The 16,486-nt window shown below is 65.8% G+C and carries 18 protein-coding genes and 1 riboswitch; of the genes, 2 read left to right on the forward strand and 16 right to left on the reverse strand.

Going from position 1 to position 16,486, the window contains the following annotated elements; genetic code table 11:
• Positions 1 to 5: 5 nt before the first annotated feature.
• The 14 genes from RW112_RS01025 to RW112_RS01090 form a co-directional block, all read right to left on the reverse strand.
• Positions 6 to 1,469, reverse strand: coding sequence for a YifB family Mg chelatase-like AAA ATPase (locus RW112_RS01025; protein ID WP_317780039.1), 1,464 nt, complete (start codon positions 1,467 to 1,469; stop codon positions 6 to 8).
• Positions 1,470 to 1,826 (reverse strand): YraN family protein, encoded by a 357-nt coding sequence (locus RW112_RS01030; RefSeq protein ID WP_317780040.1) that lies wholly within the window; start codon positions 1,824 to 1,826, stop codon positions 1,470 to 1,472.
• Positions 1,827 to 2,322: 496 nt separating this feature from the next.
• The gene (locus RW112_RS01035; RefSeq protein ID WP_003806068.1) at positions 2,323 to 2,649 is read right to left on the reverse strand and encodes a DUF2469 domain-containing protein; all 327 of its coding nucleotides are present in this window, start codon (positions 2,647 to 2,649) and stop codon (positions 2,323 to 2,325) included.
• Positions 2,650 to 2,703: 54 nt separating this feature from the next.
• The gene (locus RW112_RS01040) at positions 2,704 to 3,369 is read right to left on the reverse strand and encodes a ribonuclease HII (protein WP_317780041.1); all 666 of its coding nucleotides are present in this window, start codon (positions 3,367 to 3,369) and stop codon (positions 2,704 to 2,706) included.
• The gene (gene lepB, locus RW112_RS01045) at positions 3,370 to 4,290 is read right to left on the reverse strand and encodes a signal peptidase I (protein ID WP_317780042.1); all 921 of its coding nucleotides are present in this window, start codon (positions 4,288 to 4,290) and stop codon (positions 3,370 to 3,372) included.
• The gene (gene lepB, locus RW112_RS01050) at positions 4,291 to 4,968 is read right to left on the reverse strand and encodes a signal peptidase I (RefSeq protein WP_317780043.1); all 678 of its coding nucleotides are present in this window, start codon (positions 4,966 to 4,968) and stop codon (positions 4,291 to 4,293) included.
• Positions 4,969 to 5,052: 84 nt separating this feature from the next.
• Positions 5,053 to 5,412 carry a 50S ribosomal protein L19 gene (gene rplS, locus RW112_RS01055; protein WP_317780044.1) on the reverse strand — a complete coding sequence of 120 codons (360 nt, stop codon included), beginning with the start codon at positions 5,410 to 5,412 and terminating at the stop codon, positions 5,053 to 5,055.
• A 255-nt stretch (positions 5,413 to 5,667) separates the two neighbouring features.
• Positions 5,668 to 6,492, reverse strand: coding sequence for a tRNA (guanosine(37)-N1)-methyltransferase TrmD (trmD, locus tag RW112_RS01060; RefSeq protein ID WP_317780045.1), 825 nt, complete (start codon positions 6,490 to 6,492; stop codon positions 5,668 to 5,670).
• Entirely contained in the window at positions 6,493 to 7,023 is a 531-nt protein-coding gene (gene rimM / locus RW112_RS01065) for a ribosome maturation factor RimM (protein ID WP_317780046.1), read from the reverse strand.
• A gap of 106 nt (positions 7,024 to 7,129) precedes the next feature.
• Complete coding sequence (locus tag RW112_RS01070) at positions 7,130 to 7,372, reverse strand: RNA-binding protein (RefSeq protein WP_011692324.1); 243 nt, start codon at positions 7,370 to 7,372, stop codon at positions 7,130 to 7,132.
• 1 nt (position 7,373) lies between these two features.
• Complete coding sequence (rpsP, locus tag RW112_RS01075; RefSeq protein WP_305941371.1) at positions 7,374 to 7,796, reverse strand: 30S ribosomal protein S16; 423 nt, start codon at positions 7,794 to 7,796, stop codon at positions 7,374 to 7,376.
• A gap of 184 nt (positions 7,797 to 7,980) precedes the next feature.
• On the reverse strand, positions 7,981 to 8,418 hold the full coding sequence (locus RW112_RS01080; protein ID WP_317780047.1) for a hypothetical protein: 438 nt from the start codon (positions 8,416 to 8,418) through the stop codon (positions 7,981 to 7,983).
• Positions 8,419 to 8,530: 112 nt separating this feature from the next.
• Positions 8,531 to 9,406 (reverse strand): VOC family protein, encoded by an 876-nt coding sequence (locus RW112_RS01085; RefSeq protein WP_317780048.1) that lies wholly within the window; start codon positions 9,404 to 9,406, stop codon positions 8,531 to 8,533.
• An 84-nt stretch (positions 9,407 to 9,490) separates the two neighbouring features.
• A complete protein-coding gene (locus tag RW112_RS01090) occupies positions 9,491 to 10,573 on the reverse strand; it encodes an amidohydrolase family protein (protein WP_317780049.1) in 1,083 nt (360 codons plus the stop codon).
• A 104-nt stretch (positions 10,574 to 10,677) separates the two neighbouring features.
• A riboswitch (TPP riboswitch) is annotated at positions 10,678 to 10,785 on the forward strand.
• Between RW112_RS01090 and thiC the strand changes: the two genes are divergently transcribed.
• On the forward strand, positions 10,780 to 12,564 hold the full coding sequence (thiC, locus tag RW112_RS01095) for a phosphomethylpyrimidine synthase ThiC (protein WP_317780050.1): 1,785 nt from the start codon (positions 10,780 to 10,782) through the stop codon (positions 12,562 to 12,564). Its footprint overlaps the riboswitch before it by 6 nt.
• Here the strand turns inward: thiC and RW112_RS01100 are convergent.
• Complete coding sequence (locus RW112_RS01100; protein ID WP_317780051.1) at positions 12,550 to 13,284, reverse strand: alpha/beta hydrolase; 735 nt, start codon at positions 13,282 to 13,284, stop codon at positions 12,550 to 12,552. The genes thiC and RW112_RS01100 overlap by 15 nt on opposite strands.
• A 34-nt stretch (positions 13,285 to 13,318) precedes the next feature.
• Positions 13,319 to 14,911 (reverse strand): signal recognition particle protein, encoded by a 1,593-nt coding sequence (ffh, locus tag RW112_RS01105; RefSeq protein ID WP_317780052.1) that lies wholly within the window; start codon positions 14,909 to 14,911, stop codon positions 13,319 to 13,321.
• 84 nt (positions 14,912 to 14,995) lie between these two features.
• Here ffh and RW112_RS01110 point away from each other — a divergent pair, with 84 nt between their 5' ends.
• On the forward strand, positions 14,996 to 16,384 hold the full coding sequence (locus RW112_RS01110) for a glucose-6-phosphate dehydrogenase (protein WP_317780053.1): 1,389 nt from the start codon (positions 14,996 to 14,998) through the stop codon (positions 16,382 to 16,384).
• Positions 16,385 to 16,486 lie beyond the last annotated feature (102 nt).

A 16,486-nucleotide genomic window follows, 5' to 3' on the forward strand; every position in this document is an offset into this window, starting at 1 on the left:
GTCTGCTATTTTAGCATCCACGCGCGGCGCAGGACGCGGTCGTATCCGCGGGCAGTCAGGACGCCGCGTTCAAGCGAGTGGTCCAGGATGCGGGTTGTGGGTGCCGGCAGGCGCAGTGCTCCGCGAAGCACACGGCCCGGAACCTGTGAGTTGGTTTCCAGCCCCAACGGACGGAGTCGTTCCAACTGCCGCATCCGGGCGTCACGTACCCGGGCAGCGACGGTCGGGGTGTCTTCCTCAGCTCCGGTCCGTCCGAAGTCAGCAAGCGAAACCCGTTCCACCTGCAGTTGGATGTCCACCCGGTCCAGAAGCGGCCCCGACATCCGGGCCAGGTAGCGGCGCCTCATCATGGGGGTACATGTGCAATCCAGCCCTTTCCCCGAAGCTTTCCCGCACGGACAGGGGTTGGCCGCGAGCACCAGTTGGAACCTTGCCGGATAGGCGGCCGTGCCGGCGGACCGGTGGATTACCAGTTCGCCGCTTTCCAACGGTTGCCTCAGCGCGTCGAGGACCCGCCGTTCGTATTCCGGAGCCTCGTCAAGGAAGAGCACACCACGGTGGGCTCTGGAGGCTGCGCCGGGCCGCGGCAGCCCTGAGCCGCCCCCGATGATGGCCGCAGCGGTGGCACTGTGGTGGGGATTCTCAAACGGCGGCCGGCGCAGGAGCTGCACAGAGGCGGAAGGCAGCGCACACAAGGAGTGAATGGCCGTCACTTCCATAGCCTCGGTGTCAGCAAGGTCCGGCAGGAGTCCCGGGAGCCGCTCGGCAAGCATTGTCTTCCCGGCCCCGGGCGGACCGGACAACAGCAGGTGGTGGGCACCGGCGGCAGCAACCTCAAGCGCCCTCCGGGCCTCCCCCTGGCCCGAGACATCGCACATATCCGGAGCCACCCCGACCCAGGCCGCAGCATCGCCGGAGGAGTCCTCGTCTTCGGGTTCGAAGTCCAGGGCGAGCTCCTGCGGATCAGCTCCGAAATCACAGGCGAGGCGGGCGAGGGTCCTGTACCCGCGGACCCTGGCGCCCGGCACCAACTCAGCCTCCGCGGCATTTGCCTGTGCCACCACAATGTCGGGGTACCCCGCTTGGACGGCGGCCATGACGGCTGGGAGTATCCCGCGGACCGGCCTGAGCCTGCCGTCCAGGCCCAGCTCGGCGATAAAGATTGTCCGCTCCGTGGAGCGGATGTCGTTCGCGGCGCGCAGGACGGCCATGGTGATGGCAAGGTCGAACCCGGAACCCCGTTTTGGCAGCGGGGCCGGGATGAGGTTCGCGGTGATCTTGCGCCTGCTCAACGGGATGCCCGAGTTTTGCGCGGCGGACCGGATCCGCTCCTTGGCTTCGTTCAGTGAAGCGTCCGGCAGGCCAAGGATAACGAAGGCCGGAAGGGTCTGGCCGATGTCAGCCTCGACTTCCACGATGTACCCGTTGAGTCCGACAAGCGCCACTGAATATGTCCTGCCCAACGCCACTTACCCCACCCCCCTGAGGTGCTCCACCCGCGGCTGGCCGGCGCCGTCGTCCAGCACGGCCACAACGTCGACACGGCGGAAGGGCATGCGGAGCTCGTGGTCGCGGCACCATGCCGACGCGAGCTTATGCAGCCGCGCCAGTTTGGCGACGCCGACGGCTTCAAAAGGATGCCCGTAGGCAAGGGATTTACGCGTTTTCACTTCGGCGATGACGAGCGAATCGCCGTCGAGGGCCACGATGTCGATCTCGCCTTCGGAACAACGCCAGTTGCGGTCCACGATCCGCATGCCCTGTGATTCAAGGTATCCGGCAGCCAGTTCTTCCCCGCGCCGGCCAAGCAAGTCTTTGGCTCTCATTTCTTACCTCCGCCACCAGCCTGCGCGACGGGCGGAGGCTGGCACAGCGGCGGAGGACGCTATGTGGGAAACCCCGGCGAACGGCCGTTGTGGAGGAGAAGTTACCGCGTGGCGTTAACCGCTAGGCGCGGGTTCCGCATCGCATGCAGTGGGCAGACTGGTGCGGCCGCTCATCGTAGAAGCCGGCATGGCTGCTCCAGATATGCCCTAGGAACCAGCAGAGTATTTTCATGATGAGATCTTCTCTGATTTCAGCCGGATAGGCGGTGCCAGTAAAGATCCCGCTGCGCTCGGCTCAAGCACCGCGGGTATTTGTCTGCGGACGCCAGGCTCCTCCGCATCGCGGCAAGCCGTCGGAACAGAACTGCGAATCAATCCCTAACAGTAGTCTCGCGCCGTGGACGGCAGGGTGCCAGACCCCGGGCAAAAACAGGTAGTTCAAACCGCCGATCCCGTGGTCGGACATCCGGACCGGGTGGCAGGTCGGGTGCCTGCGTCAGTTGCCCAGGTCCACGTCCTTGGGAAGGGCCAGTTCCTCGTTGCGGGGCAGCTCTTCCACGTTGACGTCCTTGAAGGTGATCACCCGCACGCTCTTAACGAACCGGGCGGAGCGGTAGACATCCCACACCCAGGCGTCCTGGAGCGTGAGGTCGAAGTAGACTTCGCCATCGGCGCTCCGCGCCTGCAGGTCCACGTGGTTGGCAAGGTAGAAACGCCGCTCGGTCTCGACTACGTAGCTGAACAACCCGACGACGTCACGGTATTCGCGGTAGAGCTGCAGCTCCATGTCGGTTTCATAGTTCTCAAGATCCTCGGCACTCATGGTTCCATCTTGCACTATTCAGCGCGGCACCGCGGCCAGGGCAGGGAACACGGGTCAGAGAATCTGCCAGCTGACCCGGTGGTAGGGCGTGGGCCCTGCGGCCTGGAGGGCCTCCTTGTGCGTTGCCGTGCCGTAGCCTTTGTTCTCGTTCCAGCCGAAGGAGGGGTACTCCTCGTGCAGCGTCCGCATCAGCCGGTCCCGTTCCACCTTGGCCAGAATGCTGGCGGCGGCCACGCTCAGGCACTGCATGTCCGCCTTGACGAGGGTGTGCACCGGCGCGTCGCAGCCCGGACCGGCCGGTGCGTCATCGAAGAGCGATGCCTGTGCCGCCGGTGAGAGCCAGTTATGGCTCCCGTCGAGCAGGACCACGTCCGGTGTCACGCCTGCGGCCAGGATCTGGAGCCAGGCCCGCGTCCCCGCAGTCCGCAGGGCGGCGATGATGCCCATGGAGTCGATTTCGCCGGCGGAGGCGTGCCCGACCGCCGATGCGACGCTCCAGCTCCGTACCAGTGGCTCCAGCCGCTCACGGTCCGCCTCTTTCAGCAGCTTGCTGTCGCGGACGTCGTCAAGCAGCACCGGCCGGCCCAGATCCACGACGGCGATACCGACGGTTACGGGCCCCGCGATAGCTCCCCTGCCGACCTCGTCGATGCCGGCCAGCAGCCTGGCACCGGAACCGAGGAACCGGTGCTCGTAGTCGAGGGTTGGTGCAATGGACATCTATTTTCCAGTCGGTGCAGGTACGTCCCGGAACACGTCCGGATAATTGCCGAGCGCTGTCAGCCGGTTGAGCGGCCAGGCGATCACGGCCGCCTTGCCCTCGATGTCCGGCATGTCGATGAAGCCGCCGTTGCTGTCCTGATGGGCCCGGGAATCGGCCGAATGGTTCCGGTTGTCCCCCATGACCCAGATCTTTCCGTCGGGGACGACGACGTCGAAATTGCGGATGTCGGGGATCTCGGCAGGATTGACGTAGGTCTCGTCCACTGCCTTGCCGTTGATGGTGAGTTTGCCTCCGGCGTCGCAGCAAACCACATGGTCACCGGGGAGGCCAACCACTCGCTTAACCAGGTGCTGCTCAGAGTTGTCCGGAAGGAGTCCAACGAAAGTCAGGCCGTCCTGGACCCAGGTGAACGGTCCATCCGCTTTCTCGGGCGTGGGCACCAGCCACCCCTTGGTGTCTTTGAAGACCACTACGTCGCCGCGCTCGAGGGCGAAGGGCTCCGGCACAAGCAGATTGACGAATATCCGGTCGTTGACGTCCAGCGTGCTGACCATGGATTCGGAAGGAATATAGAACGCCCGGAACAGGAAAGTCTTTATCAGGAAGGACAGCACCACGGCGATGGCCACCACCGTGGCCACTTCCTTTATCCAGAGGTACAGCGGACCGTGGGCCTTGCGGTCTCTCGCCCCTCTGGACGGGCCGGCCTTCGAATGGGCGCCCCTCGAACCGGCGGCCCGGCCGTCGGCCGGGTGAACGCCTTCCGGGGCAGTTCCGGCAGGGTCCTGGAGCCCATGGCCTCGTGCCGCGAAGCCTTCTGCAACGGAGTCTCCTACCGCGGAGTCCCGTCCTGTGTGCTCGCCTCGGGCGGGGGCATGCTTGAGCGGATCAGGAGTCCGGGGGTCGCTCTCGGGCATCTACTGTCCGTCCTTAGCTGTCGTGCTGGTTTCTGCGGGCCGGGGCACGTCCGCAAATCTATCGAGTGGCCAGATGACCTGGACCGGCCTGCCGATCACCCGGTCCAGGGGCACCATGCCGCCCCCCGGTGCGCCCAACAGGCTCCGGGAGTCGGCGGACATGGACCGGTGGTCCCCAAGCAACCATAACCGTCCGGCGGGGACGATCACATTGAACTTCTGCTTGCTCGCAACGTCCCCGTTATAGAGGTATGGTTCCTCAAGCGCCTGACCGTTCACTGTGAGCCTCTGCCGCGCATCGCAGCAGACAACATGATCGCCGGGCAACCCGATGACCCGCTTTATGTAGGTTGTATCACTGCCTGTAACACCAAGCCAGTGGCCCGCCGCCGCCGCGGCGTCCTGCAGTGGACCGTTGCCGCTATTAAGCGGGGCGAACGTCCCGCGGCCGTCAAAGACCACCACGTCGCCGCGCCGGATGTTTTCGGACTGGAAGTCAGTACGCGAGACCAGGATCCTGTCACCTGCCCCGAAGAGCGGCTCCATCGAAGCGGACGGAATGTAGTACACATCCAGCCAGAGGGCTCGGACAAGTCCGCTGAAGAGAAGGGCCAGCGCCACGGCCAGGAACGCAAAACGCCAGCCCAGTTTCCTGGGCTGGCGTTCTGACTGGTCCATGATCCGTATCCTGTGGCGCTGTTGCGGAAATATCCGGCGCGGGCCGGATCCGGGTTCTGGACCCGCCGTGGAAGTCCGGAGGACTTACTTGGCGGTGCTGAAGTCGCGCTTTTCCTTGATCTTCGCAGCCTTACCGCGCAGTGCACGCATGTAGTAAAGCTTGGCGCGGCGGACGTCACCCTTGGTGACGACCTCGATCTTGTCGATGATCGGGGAGTGCACCGGGAAGGTACGCTCCACGCCGACACCGAAGGAGACCTTGCGGACCGTGAAGGTTTCGCGGATGCCGTCGCCCTGGCGGCCCAGGACGAAGCCCTGGAATACCTGGATACGGGAGTTCTTGCCTTCGATGATGTTCACGTGAACCTTGAGGGTGTCACCTGCGCGGAACGCCGGAACATCGGTGCGCAGCGAAGCTGCGTCTACGGTATCGAGGATATGCATTGATCCACTCCTGGTGAACGCCACAGGTCATCCACTTTGGGTCACGGCGGCCAAGCCCGGAACGCGCCCGGAAATCACCGCCGAAAGTTTCTGATCCGGCACCATCACTGATTGAAGGCACCGGGGTGCCGGGCTGTTGGTGGCGCTCCCCCTGTGGCAGGTGCGCACCCAGCAGGCACAAGGACTAATTTTGCCACATCCGGAGGATTCCGGCTAATCCGGACCGCCCGGCGTCAGCCTCCGGACGGCCCGGCGTCAGCCTGCCGCGGGCGTTCCGTTCCCGTCCGCTTCCGGGCGGAGCCGGAGGCGGCCGTCGACGACGTCGTACCCCAGGTCCCCGAGTGCGGTGCGGTCCGCGCGGGGAAGACTGCCGGCGTCGAAAACCTCGAGGAGGTCGGGGCGGCGTTCGGCCGTGCGGCGGTACTGCTGGTGCCGGCGCCACTGGGCAATCTTGCCGTGGTTGCCGCTCAAGAGCACCGGCGGAACTTCGCGGTCGCGCCAGGTGGATGGCTTGGTATAGACCGGGTACTCCAGCAGGCCGTCGGAGTGTGATTCCTCCACGAGGGACTCCGGGTTGCCGACGACGCCCGGCAGGAGCCGGACGATGGCTTCCGTCATGGCCAGCACCGCCACTTCGCCACCGTTGAGGACGTAGTCGCCCAGGCTCATGGGCCGGACGGTGAAATGCTCCTGGGCCCACTCGATGACGCGTTCGTCGATGCCTTCGTAGCGGCCGCAGGCGAAGACCAGCTGATCCTCCTCGGCCAGTTCATGAGCCAGCGCCTGGGTGAAGCGCTCCCCCGCCGGGGACGGGACAATCAGTACCGGCTTGCGCGAAGGGGCGTCGGCGCCGGCCGCGGCCACCGCACCCAGCGCCTGCGCCCAGGGTTCCGCCTTCATCACCATGCCGGCTCCGCCGCCGTACGGGGTGTCGTCCACGGTGCGGTGCTTGTCGGTGGTGAACTCACGGAGGTCGTGGACGAACAGGCCCAGGATGCCATCCTGGCGTGCTTTCCCGATCAGGGAAAGTTCCAGGGGCGCAAGGTACTCCGGGAAGATGCTGACGACGTCGATCCTCATTTAGGCGTTGTCCCCGGCGTCCTCGACGTTGATGTCAAACAGGCCTGGCGGAGGCGTCACAAGGAGGTACTTTTCACCGACGTTGACTTCAGGCACGATCTCCTCGACGAAGGGGATCAGGATCTCCTTGCCGTCCGTCGCCTCCACCTCGATGAGGTCCTGGACCGGAAGGGTGCGGAGCCCGGTAACCTTGCCGACGACGGCGTCGCCAACGCGGACGTCGAGGCCGACCAGCTCGTGCTCGTACCAGCCCTCGTCGTCATCCTCGTCGAGCTCATCGGTTTCGATGAAGAGTTTGGCACCGCGGAGGGCTTCGGCCTGGTTGCGCGTCTCCACGCCCTCAAAGCCCAGCAGCAGAATGTCTTTGTTCCAGCGGGCACTGTCCACGGTCAGCGCGCCCACCGACGCAGGCTCAACCACAAACTCCGTGCCCGGTACGAACCTGTCCTCCGGTGCATCGGTCAGGACCTGGACGGTCACCTCGCCGCGGATGCCGTGCGGTTTGCCGATTCGTGCCACCTGAAGCTGCATCTGTTCCTCTGTTCGGGATTGTTTGGCGGATTGCGGGGAAAACAGTCCGGCCCCTCCACCATTATCTGGTGAAGGGGCCGGACCTAAGGCAGGAATTGCGGGAGCGTTACCGGCGGCGGTCGGTGTCGACGACGTCGACCCTGACCTGTTCGCCGCCGGCCAGCGCCGCCACAACAGTGCGCAGTGCGCGTGCAGTGCGGCCCTGACGTCCGATCACCCGTCCAAGGTCGTCCTGGTGAACGCGCACTTCGAGGGTGTCCCCGCGGCGGTTGTTCTTGGCGCTGACCTTGACGTCCTCGGGACTGTCAACGATCCCGCGGACAAGGTGTTCGAGCGCTTCTGCCAGCAATTTACTCAGCCTCGGTGGTCTCTGCTTCAGCTTCGGTGGAAGCTTCGGCTGCCTCGTCCTTCTTGGCCTTCTTGGTGATGGCTTCCGGGATGATCACAGAACCCTTTTCCGGGGTAACGAAGGCTTCCTTCGGAGCTTTGGTCTTCAGGGTGCCTTCCTGGCCCGGCAGGCCCTTGAACTTCTGCCAGTCACCGGTGATCTTGAGGATCGCGGCAACCTGCTCGGACGGCTGTGCGCCGACGCCGAGCCAGTACTGGGCACGGTCCGTGTCGACCTCGATGTACGAGGGCTCTTCGGTGGGGTGGTACTTGCCGATCTCTTCGATCGCACGGCCGTCACGCTTGGAGCGTGCGTCCATGACAACGATGCGGTAGTACGGTGCGCGCATCTTACCGAAGCGCTTAAGGCGAATCTTTACGGCCACTTTTGTGGTCACTCCTGTTTCTGGAACGAGTTCGAACCCGGCGTTCTGCACCCGTGGGGCGGGCCGTACTTGGGGGTTCTAAAAGGACAAGATCCGGACGCGGAGAGAGGGGCCACGCAGATCAAGTACCTGTTCATTGTGCCAGATCAGCGCCCGGATTTCGACTTGACACACGCCGGCCCGGTCAGGACGACCAGACGTACAGGCCCGTCCGGTCGCCCGGGTCGACGCTGCCGGCCATCCGGGCAAGCCGCTGGACATAGCCGAGGGCCTCTTCGGAGCCAAAAGGCATGTCCTCCTCGGCCGCCCACCTGGCCGCCACGTCATCCAGGACGTTGCCTTCGCCTTCGGTCTCATAACTCAGGAGTTCCGCGAGCGCCCGCACCATCGCGGCGGGCACACCCAGGAGCGAATCGCTCGCCACATCAACCATGGCCAGTTCGTAATCCGCGCCGGATGCGTGCACCGCCGCTCCCGCCAGGTCGCCCAGCTGCTCGATCTCGAAATCGCTGATGTCCGGAATCCGCAGGGCGTCCGGGGCCGCTGGCCCGCCGCCGTCGAGGGCCCCCGCGCGCTTGAGTGCCTCATCGTGCGTGGCAACAAAGATTTCGGTGAAACCCATGGAAATCGTCCTCATTCCGTCGGCGGTGTGATGGTCCGGCCGGGCAGCTTCGATGCCGCCCCGGACTTCCGGCTTCAGCCTAACCCAGAAGGACGCGCAGGTCAGCGAAGCGTCAGCGGACGGCCACGCGGATCCGGTTGCGCCACGGATCCTCAAACCGCAGCTCGGCTCCGGTGTGGTGCGACGCCACGCCTGCAACCCGCAGACGGTCGGCAAGCGCGCCGACGTCGTCCGTTCCCGGCACTTCGATCAGGACTTCGCCCAGCCCGAGCGTGTCCCGGCGGGGCCCGGCGCCCCTGCTGTTCCAGACGTTCATCGCCATGTGGTGGTGGTACCCGCCGGCCGAGACGAACAGGGCCTGTCCGTGCCATCCGGCCGTCTTCTCGAAGCCGAGGGTGCGCACGTAGAAGTCGTGCGCTGACTGTACGTCGCCCACCTGGAGGTGGACATGGCCGACGCCGGCGCCGGACTCGCGCTGCCCGCTCACCGCCTCTTCGGTCAGGAATTCCTGAAGGAACCGCTGAGGCGGCAGGGCAAGGCTGTCCATGACCACATTGGTACCCTCCCAGGACCAGGCCTCACGCGGGCGGTCCCAGTAGAGCTCAATGCCGTTGCCCTCGGGGTCGTTGAAGTAGAAGGCCTCGCTGACGAGGTGGTCGGCGCTTCCCGTGAACAGCCGCGGTTCATATCGGGCCGCGGAGGCAACCGTGGCCGCGAGCGACGGGCGGTCCTCGAAGAGCAGTGCCGTGTGGAACAGCCCGGCTTCACCCCTGGCCGGGAGGTTAAGTTCCGGCGCCGGTGCCAGGTGGACCAAAGGTTTTGCGCGCCGGCCAAGGTACACGCCGCCGTCCTGCTCGGCCACGACCTCCAGCCCGAGCGCCCGCTGGTAGTAGTCCGTCATCAGCTTGATGTCGCCCACCTTGAGCATCACCGTCCCCATGGCGAGGTCGGCAGGCAGGACGTCCTTGCTGCTGGATTCTGTGGTCATGGCAACTCCCAAACTCCCGAAACTTCGCCGCCGGTGCCGGCGACGCTTACATAGAGTTAAATTACTTGAAGCTTCAATTTATTCCTAGCGGAGCTGACTGCCCCGCAGGACGATGTGCCTAAGGTCCCGCAGCGTGGCCGGATCGACCCTGGGATCCGTGTCGCACAGTACGACGTCGGCACTGGCACCTTCGGTAATGCCGTCCGCTCCCAGCCACTCCCGGGCGGCCCACGACGCAGCGCCGAGGGCCGCCGTCGCCGGCAGGCCGGCGGTGTGGAGCGCGATGATTTCGTCCACGATCCGGCCGTGGCGGATGACGCTGCCCGCATCCGTCCCGGCGTAGATCGGCACGCCGGCTTCGAAAGCTTCCACGATCCGTTCGTTCCGGCGCTCCCACAGTGCGCGCATGTGTGCCGCGTACACCGGAAACTTCTGTTCTGCCCGGGACGCAATGTCCGGGAAGGTCGCAATATTGATGAGCGTGGGCACGATCGGAACCTGCTGGTCGACAAACCGGGGTAGGTGCCGGGGCAGGAGTCCGGTTCCGTGTTCGATGCAGTCGATCCCGGCGTCGAGCATGTCATCCAGGGTGTCCTCGGCGAAACAGTGCGCCGTCACCCTGGCCCCTTCATCGTGCGCCGCCCGGACGGCGTCCCGCACCACGGCGGCAGGGAACGACGGCGCGAGGTCGCCGGCGTCGCGGTCTATCCAGTCCCCCACGAGCTTGACCCAGCCATCACCCGCGCGGGCCTGCTTCCGCACTGCCTCGACCAGGCCGTCCGGCTCCACTTCGACGGCAAACCCCCTGAGGTACCGCCCGGTCCTGGCTACATGCCGGCCGGCGCGGATGATCCGGGGCAGCTCCGGGCGCTGCTGGAGCCAGCGTGTGTCGTGGACGGCGCCGGCATCACGGACCAGCAGTGTTCCCGCGTTCCGGTCCGTGACGGCCTGCTCCTCCGCCACGGAATCCGGAACGTCACCGGCGGGTCCCAGCCCGATGTGGCAGTGGGCATCCACCAGGCCCGGAAGGACCCAGCCGTCAAGCACCACGTCCGGCGGAGCGGCCGGACGGCTGAATGTCAGCCGGCCGTCCACGGCCCAAAGGCCCCGCCGCTCCCGGTCCGGGGCAGTGAGCACGGTCCCGCTGAATTCAATGACGCCACGCATGCTTCAAGCCTAACCCTGCCCGTCCCGCCACCGCCCCGCACCCGGCACCCGGTGTCACAGCCGGTGTTGTTGGGGACCCGCGCCATGCCTTGTGGTAGCTTCGTCTACGACCACACGGGTGCCCTTGCAGGGGCTGAGATCGGGCTGACGCAGCCTGCGACCGTTGAACCTGTCCGGGTAATGCCGGCGAAGGAAGTGAGTATTCCGTGAATACACCAGAAACACAGCTCTCCCCTGCCCAAAAAGAAACGCAGTCCCTGAAGTCCCACGCATTGGCGTTCCTCACCGATGAGGCTACCGGGATCCGGGTGCCGGTCACTGAGATCGCCCTGGAGGACTCCCCCGGCGGGGCAGCAAATGCGCCGTTCCGGGTGTACCGGACTGCGGGGCCCGGAAGCGATCCCGTGGTGGGCCTGGAACCGTTCAGGACCCGATGGATCGAATCACGGGCGGACACCGAGCCGTACAGCGGCCGGGAACGGAACCTGCTCGACGACGGCAAGTCGGCCGTGCGCCGCGGCGCCGCGTCCGCGGAGTGGAAGGGCGCGCAGCCCGTTCCCCGACGTGCCGTCGAAGGCAGGACTGTCACGCAAATGCATTACGCCCGGCAGGGTGTGGTGACCCCCGAGATGCAGTTCGTCGCCCTCCGCGAAAACTGCGACGTGGAGCTGGTCCGGAGTGAAGTGGCTGCCGGCCGCGCCATCATTCCCAACAACATCAACCACCCGGAGTCCGAGCCGATGATCATCGGCAAAGCCTTCCTCGTCAAGATCAACGCCAACATCGGCAACTCGGCCGTGACCAGCTCCATCGCCGAGGAAGTGGACAAACTGCAGTGGGCCACCCAGTGGGGAGCCGACACCGTGATGGACCTGTCCACCGGTGATGACATCCACACCACTCGTGAGTGGATCATCCGCAACTCCCCCGTCCCCATCGGCACGGTGCCCATCTACCAGGCGCTGGAGAAGGTCAACGGCGAGGCCAACAAACTAACCTGGGAGATCTTCCGCGACACCGTAATCGAACAGTGTGAGCAGGGTGTGGACTACATGACCATCCACGCCGGAGTCCTGCTGCGTTATGTGCCCCTGACGGCCAACCGGGTCACCGGCATCGTTTCGCGGGGCGGTTCGATCATGGCTGGCTGGTGCCTCTCGCACCACCAGGAGAACTTCCTTTACACGCACTTCGATGAGCTGTGCGAAATTTTCGCCAAGTACGACGTCGCGTTCTCCCTGGGTGACGGCCTGCGGCCCGGCGCGACGGCGGACGCGAACGACGCGGCCCAGTTCGCCGAACTGGATACCCTGGCGGAACTGACCCAGCGCGCCTGGGAGTTCGATGTGCAGGTGATGGTGGAGGGACCGGGCCACGTGCCGTTCCATCTGGTCCGCGAAAACGTGGAACGCCAGCAGGAACTCTGCAAGGGTGCACCGTTCTACACCCTGGGGCCCTTGGTCACGGACATAGCACCGGGCTACGACCACATCACTTCCGCGATCGGCGCCACGGAGATCGCCCGCTACGGCACAGCGATGCTCTGCTACGTCACGCCCAAGGAACACCTGGGCCTGCCGAACAAGGACGACGTGAAGACCGGTGTGATCACGTACAAGATCGCCGCCCACGCGGCGGACCTCGCGAAGGGCCACCCGGGCGCGCACGAACGTGACGACGCATTGTCCAAGGCCCGGTTCGAATTCCGGTGGCGGGACCAGTTTGCACTCTCGCTGGACCCGGTCACTGCGGAAGCCTTCCACGACGAGACGCTGCCCGCAGAACCGGCCAAGACCGCGCATTTCTGTTCCATGTGCGGGCCCAAGTTCTGCTCCATGCGCATCAGCCAGGACATCAGGGACGAATACGGTTCAGCCGAGGCCCAGGCGGCCCTCGCCGAGATGGCGGCAGGCATGCGGGAAAAGAGCAACGAATTCCTGGCAGCCGGCGGAAAGGTCTATCTCCCGGAGCTGCAGCTACGACGCCCGTGAGTGCTGGCGGCGGCTTACTTCTGCGATGAACAACCGGATGAAGCGGTCGCCCTCCACCGAGTCCTGGGGCCGGTGTCCGCCCGCGGCAACGCGGTGCAGGGCACCGGTTTCGCGCAGGTAGCCGGCGATCTCCTCGTAGAGCGGCTCCCAGCCGCCGGTGAGGACCAGTGTGGGGACACCCGGAACGATGTCCAGCGGCGCCTCCCACGGAGGGGCCTGCAGCCGGAGCCGGCGTGCGGCGTTGAGCGCCTCCGGCGTGGACGGCCCATCGCTGTGCACGGAAAAGGCACGCCGGACGAATTCCCGCTGGAAGTCGTCGTCGCCAAGCTGGTGCCGCACGTCGAACAGCGGCTGCATCAGGGCACGGTGCGCGGCACTCGCAGGCAGTTCAGCGGTCAGGGAGAGGCAGGCGGGCTCCACAAGGACGAGGGACTGCACCAGGTCCGGGCGCTCCACGGCTGCCATCATGGCCGCGATGGCACCCTGGGCGTGGGCCACCACATGGCCGCCGGAGGCACCACGGCCCCCGTCCGCCAAAGCACCCAGCACGATCCGGGCATCGGCGTGGAAGTCCGACTCGAGGGGTTCCGCCGACGCGTCAAAGCCGTGGCGGCGCAGGAACAGAGCGTCGTAGGCCAGGGCCATGCCGTGCTGCTTGGGCCACGCGGCGGACCCGAAGGCCCCCGAACCGTGGACGAACACTACGCGCTGCTTAAACATGCCCCAACCCTATGGCAAAGTACGCCGCCAGGAGCTACTTGCTCCCGCCGAGGAACTTGTCGAAGCCCTTGGGCAGGTTGAGCTGGGACGGATCAAAGTCCGCGCCCTGCTGACCGAAGGCGGCACCGGTGGGAAGTGCCTTGCCGGCGCTGGCGCGCCGGGCCTCGGCGTCACGGAGCTCCTGGGCAGCCTTGGCCGGGTTTCCGGACTTGGCCTTTTTCTTGGGTGCGTTCTTGGCCCCGCCCTTGCGGGCCCCGCCGCCGCCTCCCATTCCCGGCATGCCCGGCATTCCGGGCATTCCGCCGCCCGCCGCCATTTTCTTCATCATCTTCTGCGCCTGGGCAAACCGCTCCAGCAGGCCGTTGACGTCGGACACGTGCATGCCCGAGCCCTTGGCGATGCGGGCACGGCGTGATCCGTTGATGATTTTGGGGGCAACGCGCTCGTGCGGGGTCATGGAACGGACAATCGCTTCCACCCGGTCGATTTCGCGTTCGTCGAACTGTTCCAGCTGCTGGCGGATGTTCTGCGCCCCGGGCATCATCATGAGCATCTTCTTCATGGAGCCCATGTTGCGGATCTGCTGCATCTGGGCCAGGAAGTCATCAAGGGTGAAGTCCTCCTGGTCGGCGAACTTCTTCGCCATCCGGGCCGCTTCGTCCTTGTCCCACGACTTCTCGGCCTGCTCGATCAGGGTGAGCACGTCACCCATGTCGAGGATGCGGGACGCCATGCGGTCGGGGTGGAACAGCTCGAAGTCGTCGACGCCTTCGCCCGTGGAGGCGAACATGACGGGCTTGCCCGTGACCGATGCGACGGACAGCGCGGCACCACCGCGGGCGTCGCCGTCGAGCTTGGAAAGGACGATGCCGGTGAAGTTGACACCTTCATCGAACGCCAGCGCCGTGTTCACGGCATCCTGGCCGATCATGGAGTCAATGACGAAGAGCACTTCGTTCGGGACAATCGCCCGGCGGATCTGGCGCGCCTGTTCCATCATGTCGGCGTCCACGCCGAGCCGTCCGGCGGTGTCCACAATGACGACGTCGTGAAGCTTCTGGCGCGCTTCCTCGACACCGGCACGGGCAACGGCAACGGGATCCCCGGCCGGGTGCTCCAGTTCAGTGGACGTGGCCCCCGGGTGCGGGGCGAAAACGGGCACTCCGGCGCGTTGGCCCACCACCTGGAGCTGGGTGACGGCATTGGGCCGCTGGAGGTCGCAGGCCACCAGTATGGGGCTGTGGCCCTGGGACTTCAGCCATTTCGAGAGTTTGCCGGCGAGGGTGGTTTTGCCGGCGCCCTGAAGGCCCGCGAGCATGATGATGGTGGGGCCGGTCTTGGCCAGTCGGATCCGACGGGTTTCGCCGCCCAGGATCTCAACGAGTTCCTCGTTGACGATTTTGACGATCTGCTGGCTGGGGTTCAAGGCACCGGAAACTTCGGCGCCGAGGGCGCGTTCGCGCACCCGTCCGGTGAATTCGCGCACGACGGGCACGGCAACGTCAGCGTCCAGGAGGGCCCGACGGATCTCGCGGACCGTGGCGTCAACGTCCGCCTCGGTGAGGCGGCCCTTGCCGCGGAGATTCTTGAAGGTTGCTGTCAACCGGTCAGAGAGTGAATTGAACACGCGCCGTGCACTTCTTTCAGTGGATGATCGGGACTCGACTATCTAGGGTACCAAGTCAGCCCTTCAAGATGGCATGCTGGCAGGATGGCCACCCGAACAACTGTAAAAACCCTGCTTATCCTTGGTGCCTCCGGGGACCTGACCGGCCGGCTGCTCCTGCCGGGACTCGCCCGGCTCGCCGCGAAAGGGCGTGCCGACGGGCTGACGCTCGTAGGTGCGGGATCGGATCCCTGGTCCCAGGGGCAATGGCTGGAGCGCGTTGAGACGTCCTTTGCCGACTCCAATTCGCAGGCGGACGCTGCCGGCAGGCGCGAGCTCAAGCGGATCGCGGAAACAACCCGGTACCACCAGCTTGACGTGACAGCAGGCGGAGGGCTGGCCTCCCTGCTGGCCGGCCTTGAGGCACCGGTGGCCGTGTACTTCGCCCTTCCGCCCCACGTCAGCCAGAAGGCCTGTGAGGTGCTGGCCCCGGAGGAGGTGCCCGCCGGCACCCGGCTGGTGATGGAGAAGCCGTTCGGGTCCAGTGAAGAGTCAGCCCGGCACCTCAATGAAACCCTGGCGGCGCTGGTCCCGGAAGACCACATCCACCGGGTGGACCACTTCCTCGGCAAGGCGACTGTCCTGAACATCCTGGGCCTGCGCTTTGCCAACACTTTCCTGGAACCGATCTGGAACCGCGATCACATCGAAAAGGTGGAGGTCATCTTTGACGAGGACCTGGCGCTGGAAGGCCGCGCCCGCTACTACGACTCCGCCGGGGCGCTCCGGGACATGATCCAGAGCCACCTGCTGCAGATCATGGCGCTGATGGCGATTGAGCCGCCGGCGTCCGTGGACGAGCGTGACCTCCGGGACGCCGTGGCCACACTCCTGCGAGCCAGCAGCGTCAAGGCGCCCTACCGGTCGAACACGCGGCGTGCACGGTACACGGCAGGGTCCATCGACGGGCGGAAAGTCCCGGACTATGCCAAGGAATCGGGGGTGGACGCGGCCAGGAACACGGAGACCCTGGCCGAGGTGCAGGTGGACATCGACAACTGGCGCTGGCAGGGCGTCCCCTTCGTCCTCCGTTCCGGCAAGGCGCTCGGGGCCAAGCGCAAGGAAGCAGTGGTCACCTTCAAGCCGGTCCCGCACCTGCCCAAGGGTTTCACGGGCGTCGACTCGCCGAATCAGCTCCGCATCGGGTTCGGTCCGGACACACTGCAGTTCGACGTCGACGTCAACGGCCCGGGCAACGTCCTCAGCCTGGACCGGGCCACCCTCAACGCCGAGCTGAGCGCCTCCGACCTGCTGCCGTACGGGGAAGTCCTCGAGGGTGTCCTGACCGGTGATCCGCTGCTGTCCGTGCGGGCTGACACTGCGGAGGACTGCTGGCGGATCATCGAGCCGGTGATCAAGGCGTGGAGCCGCGGCAGCGTTCCACTGGAGGAATATGCGGCCGGATCATCGGGCCCCGACGGCTGGCCCGCCTAGTCACGGCAGGACCGTCTGCTCACGCCGGGCGGGCCCGCCGTGAGGCACAGCTCACTGCACGCAAAAGCGGGCCGGCACCTTCCAGGTACCGGCCCGCTCTGC

Source organism: Arthrobacter sp. B10-11 (assembly GCF_033142195.1).
Taxonomy (GTDB): domain Bacteria; phylum Actinomycetota; class Actinomycetes; order Actinomycetales; family Micrococcaceae; genus Arthrobacter; species Arthrobacter oryzae_C.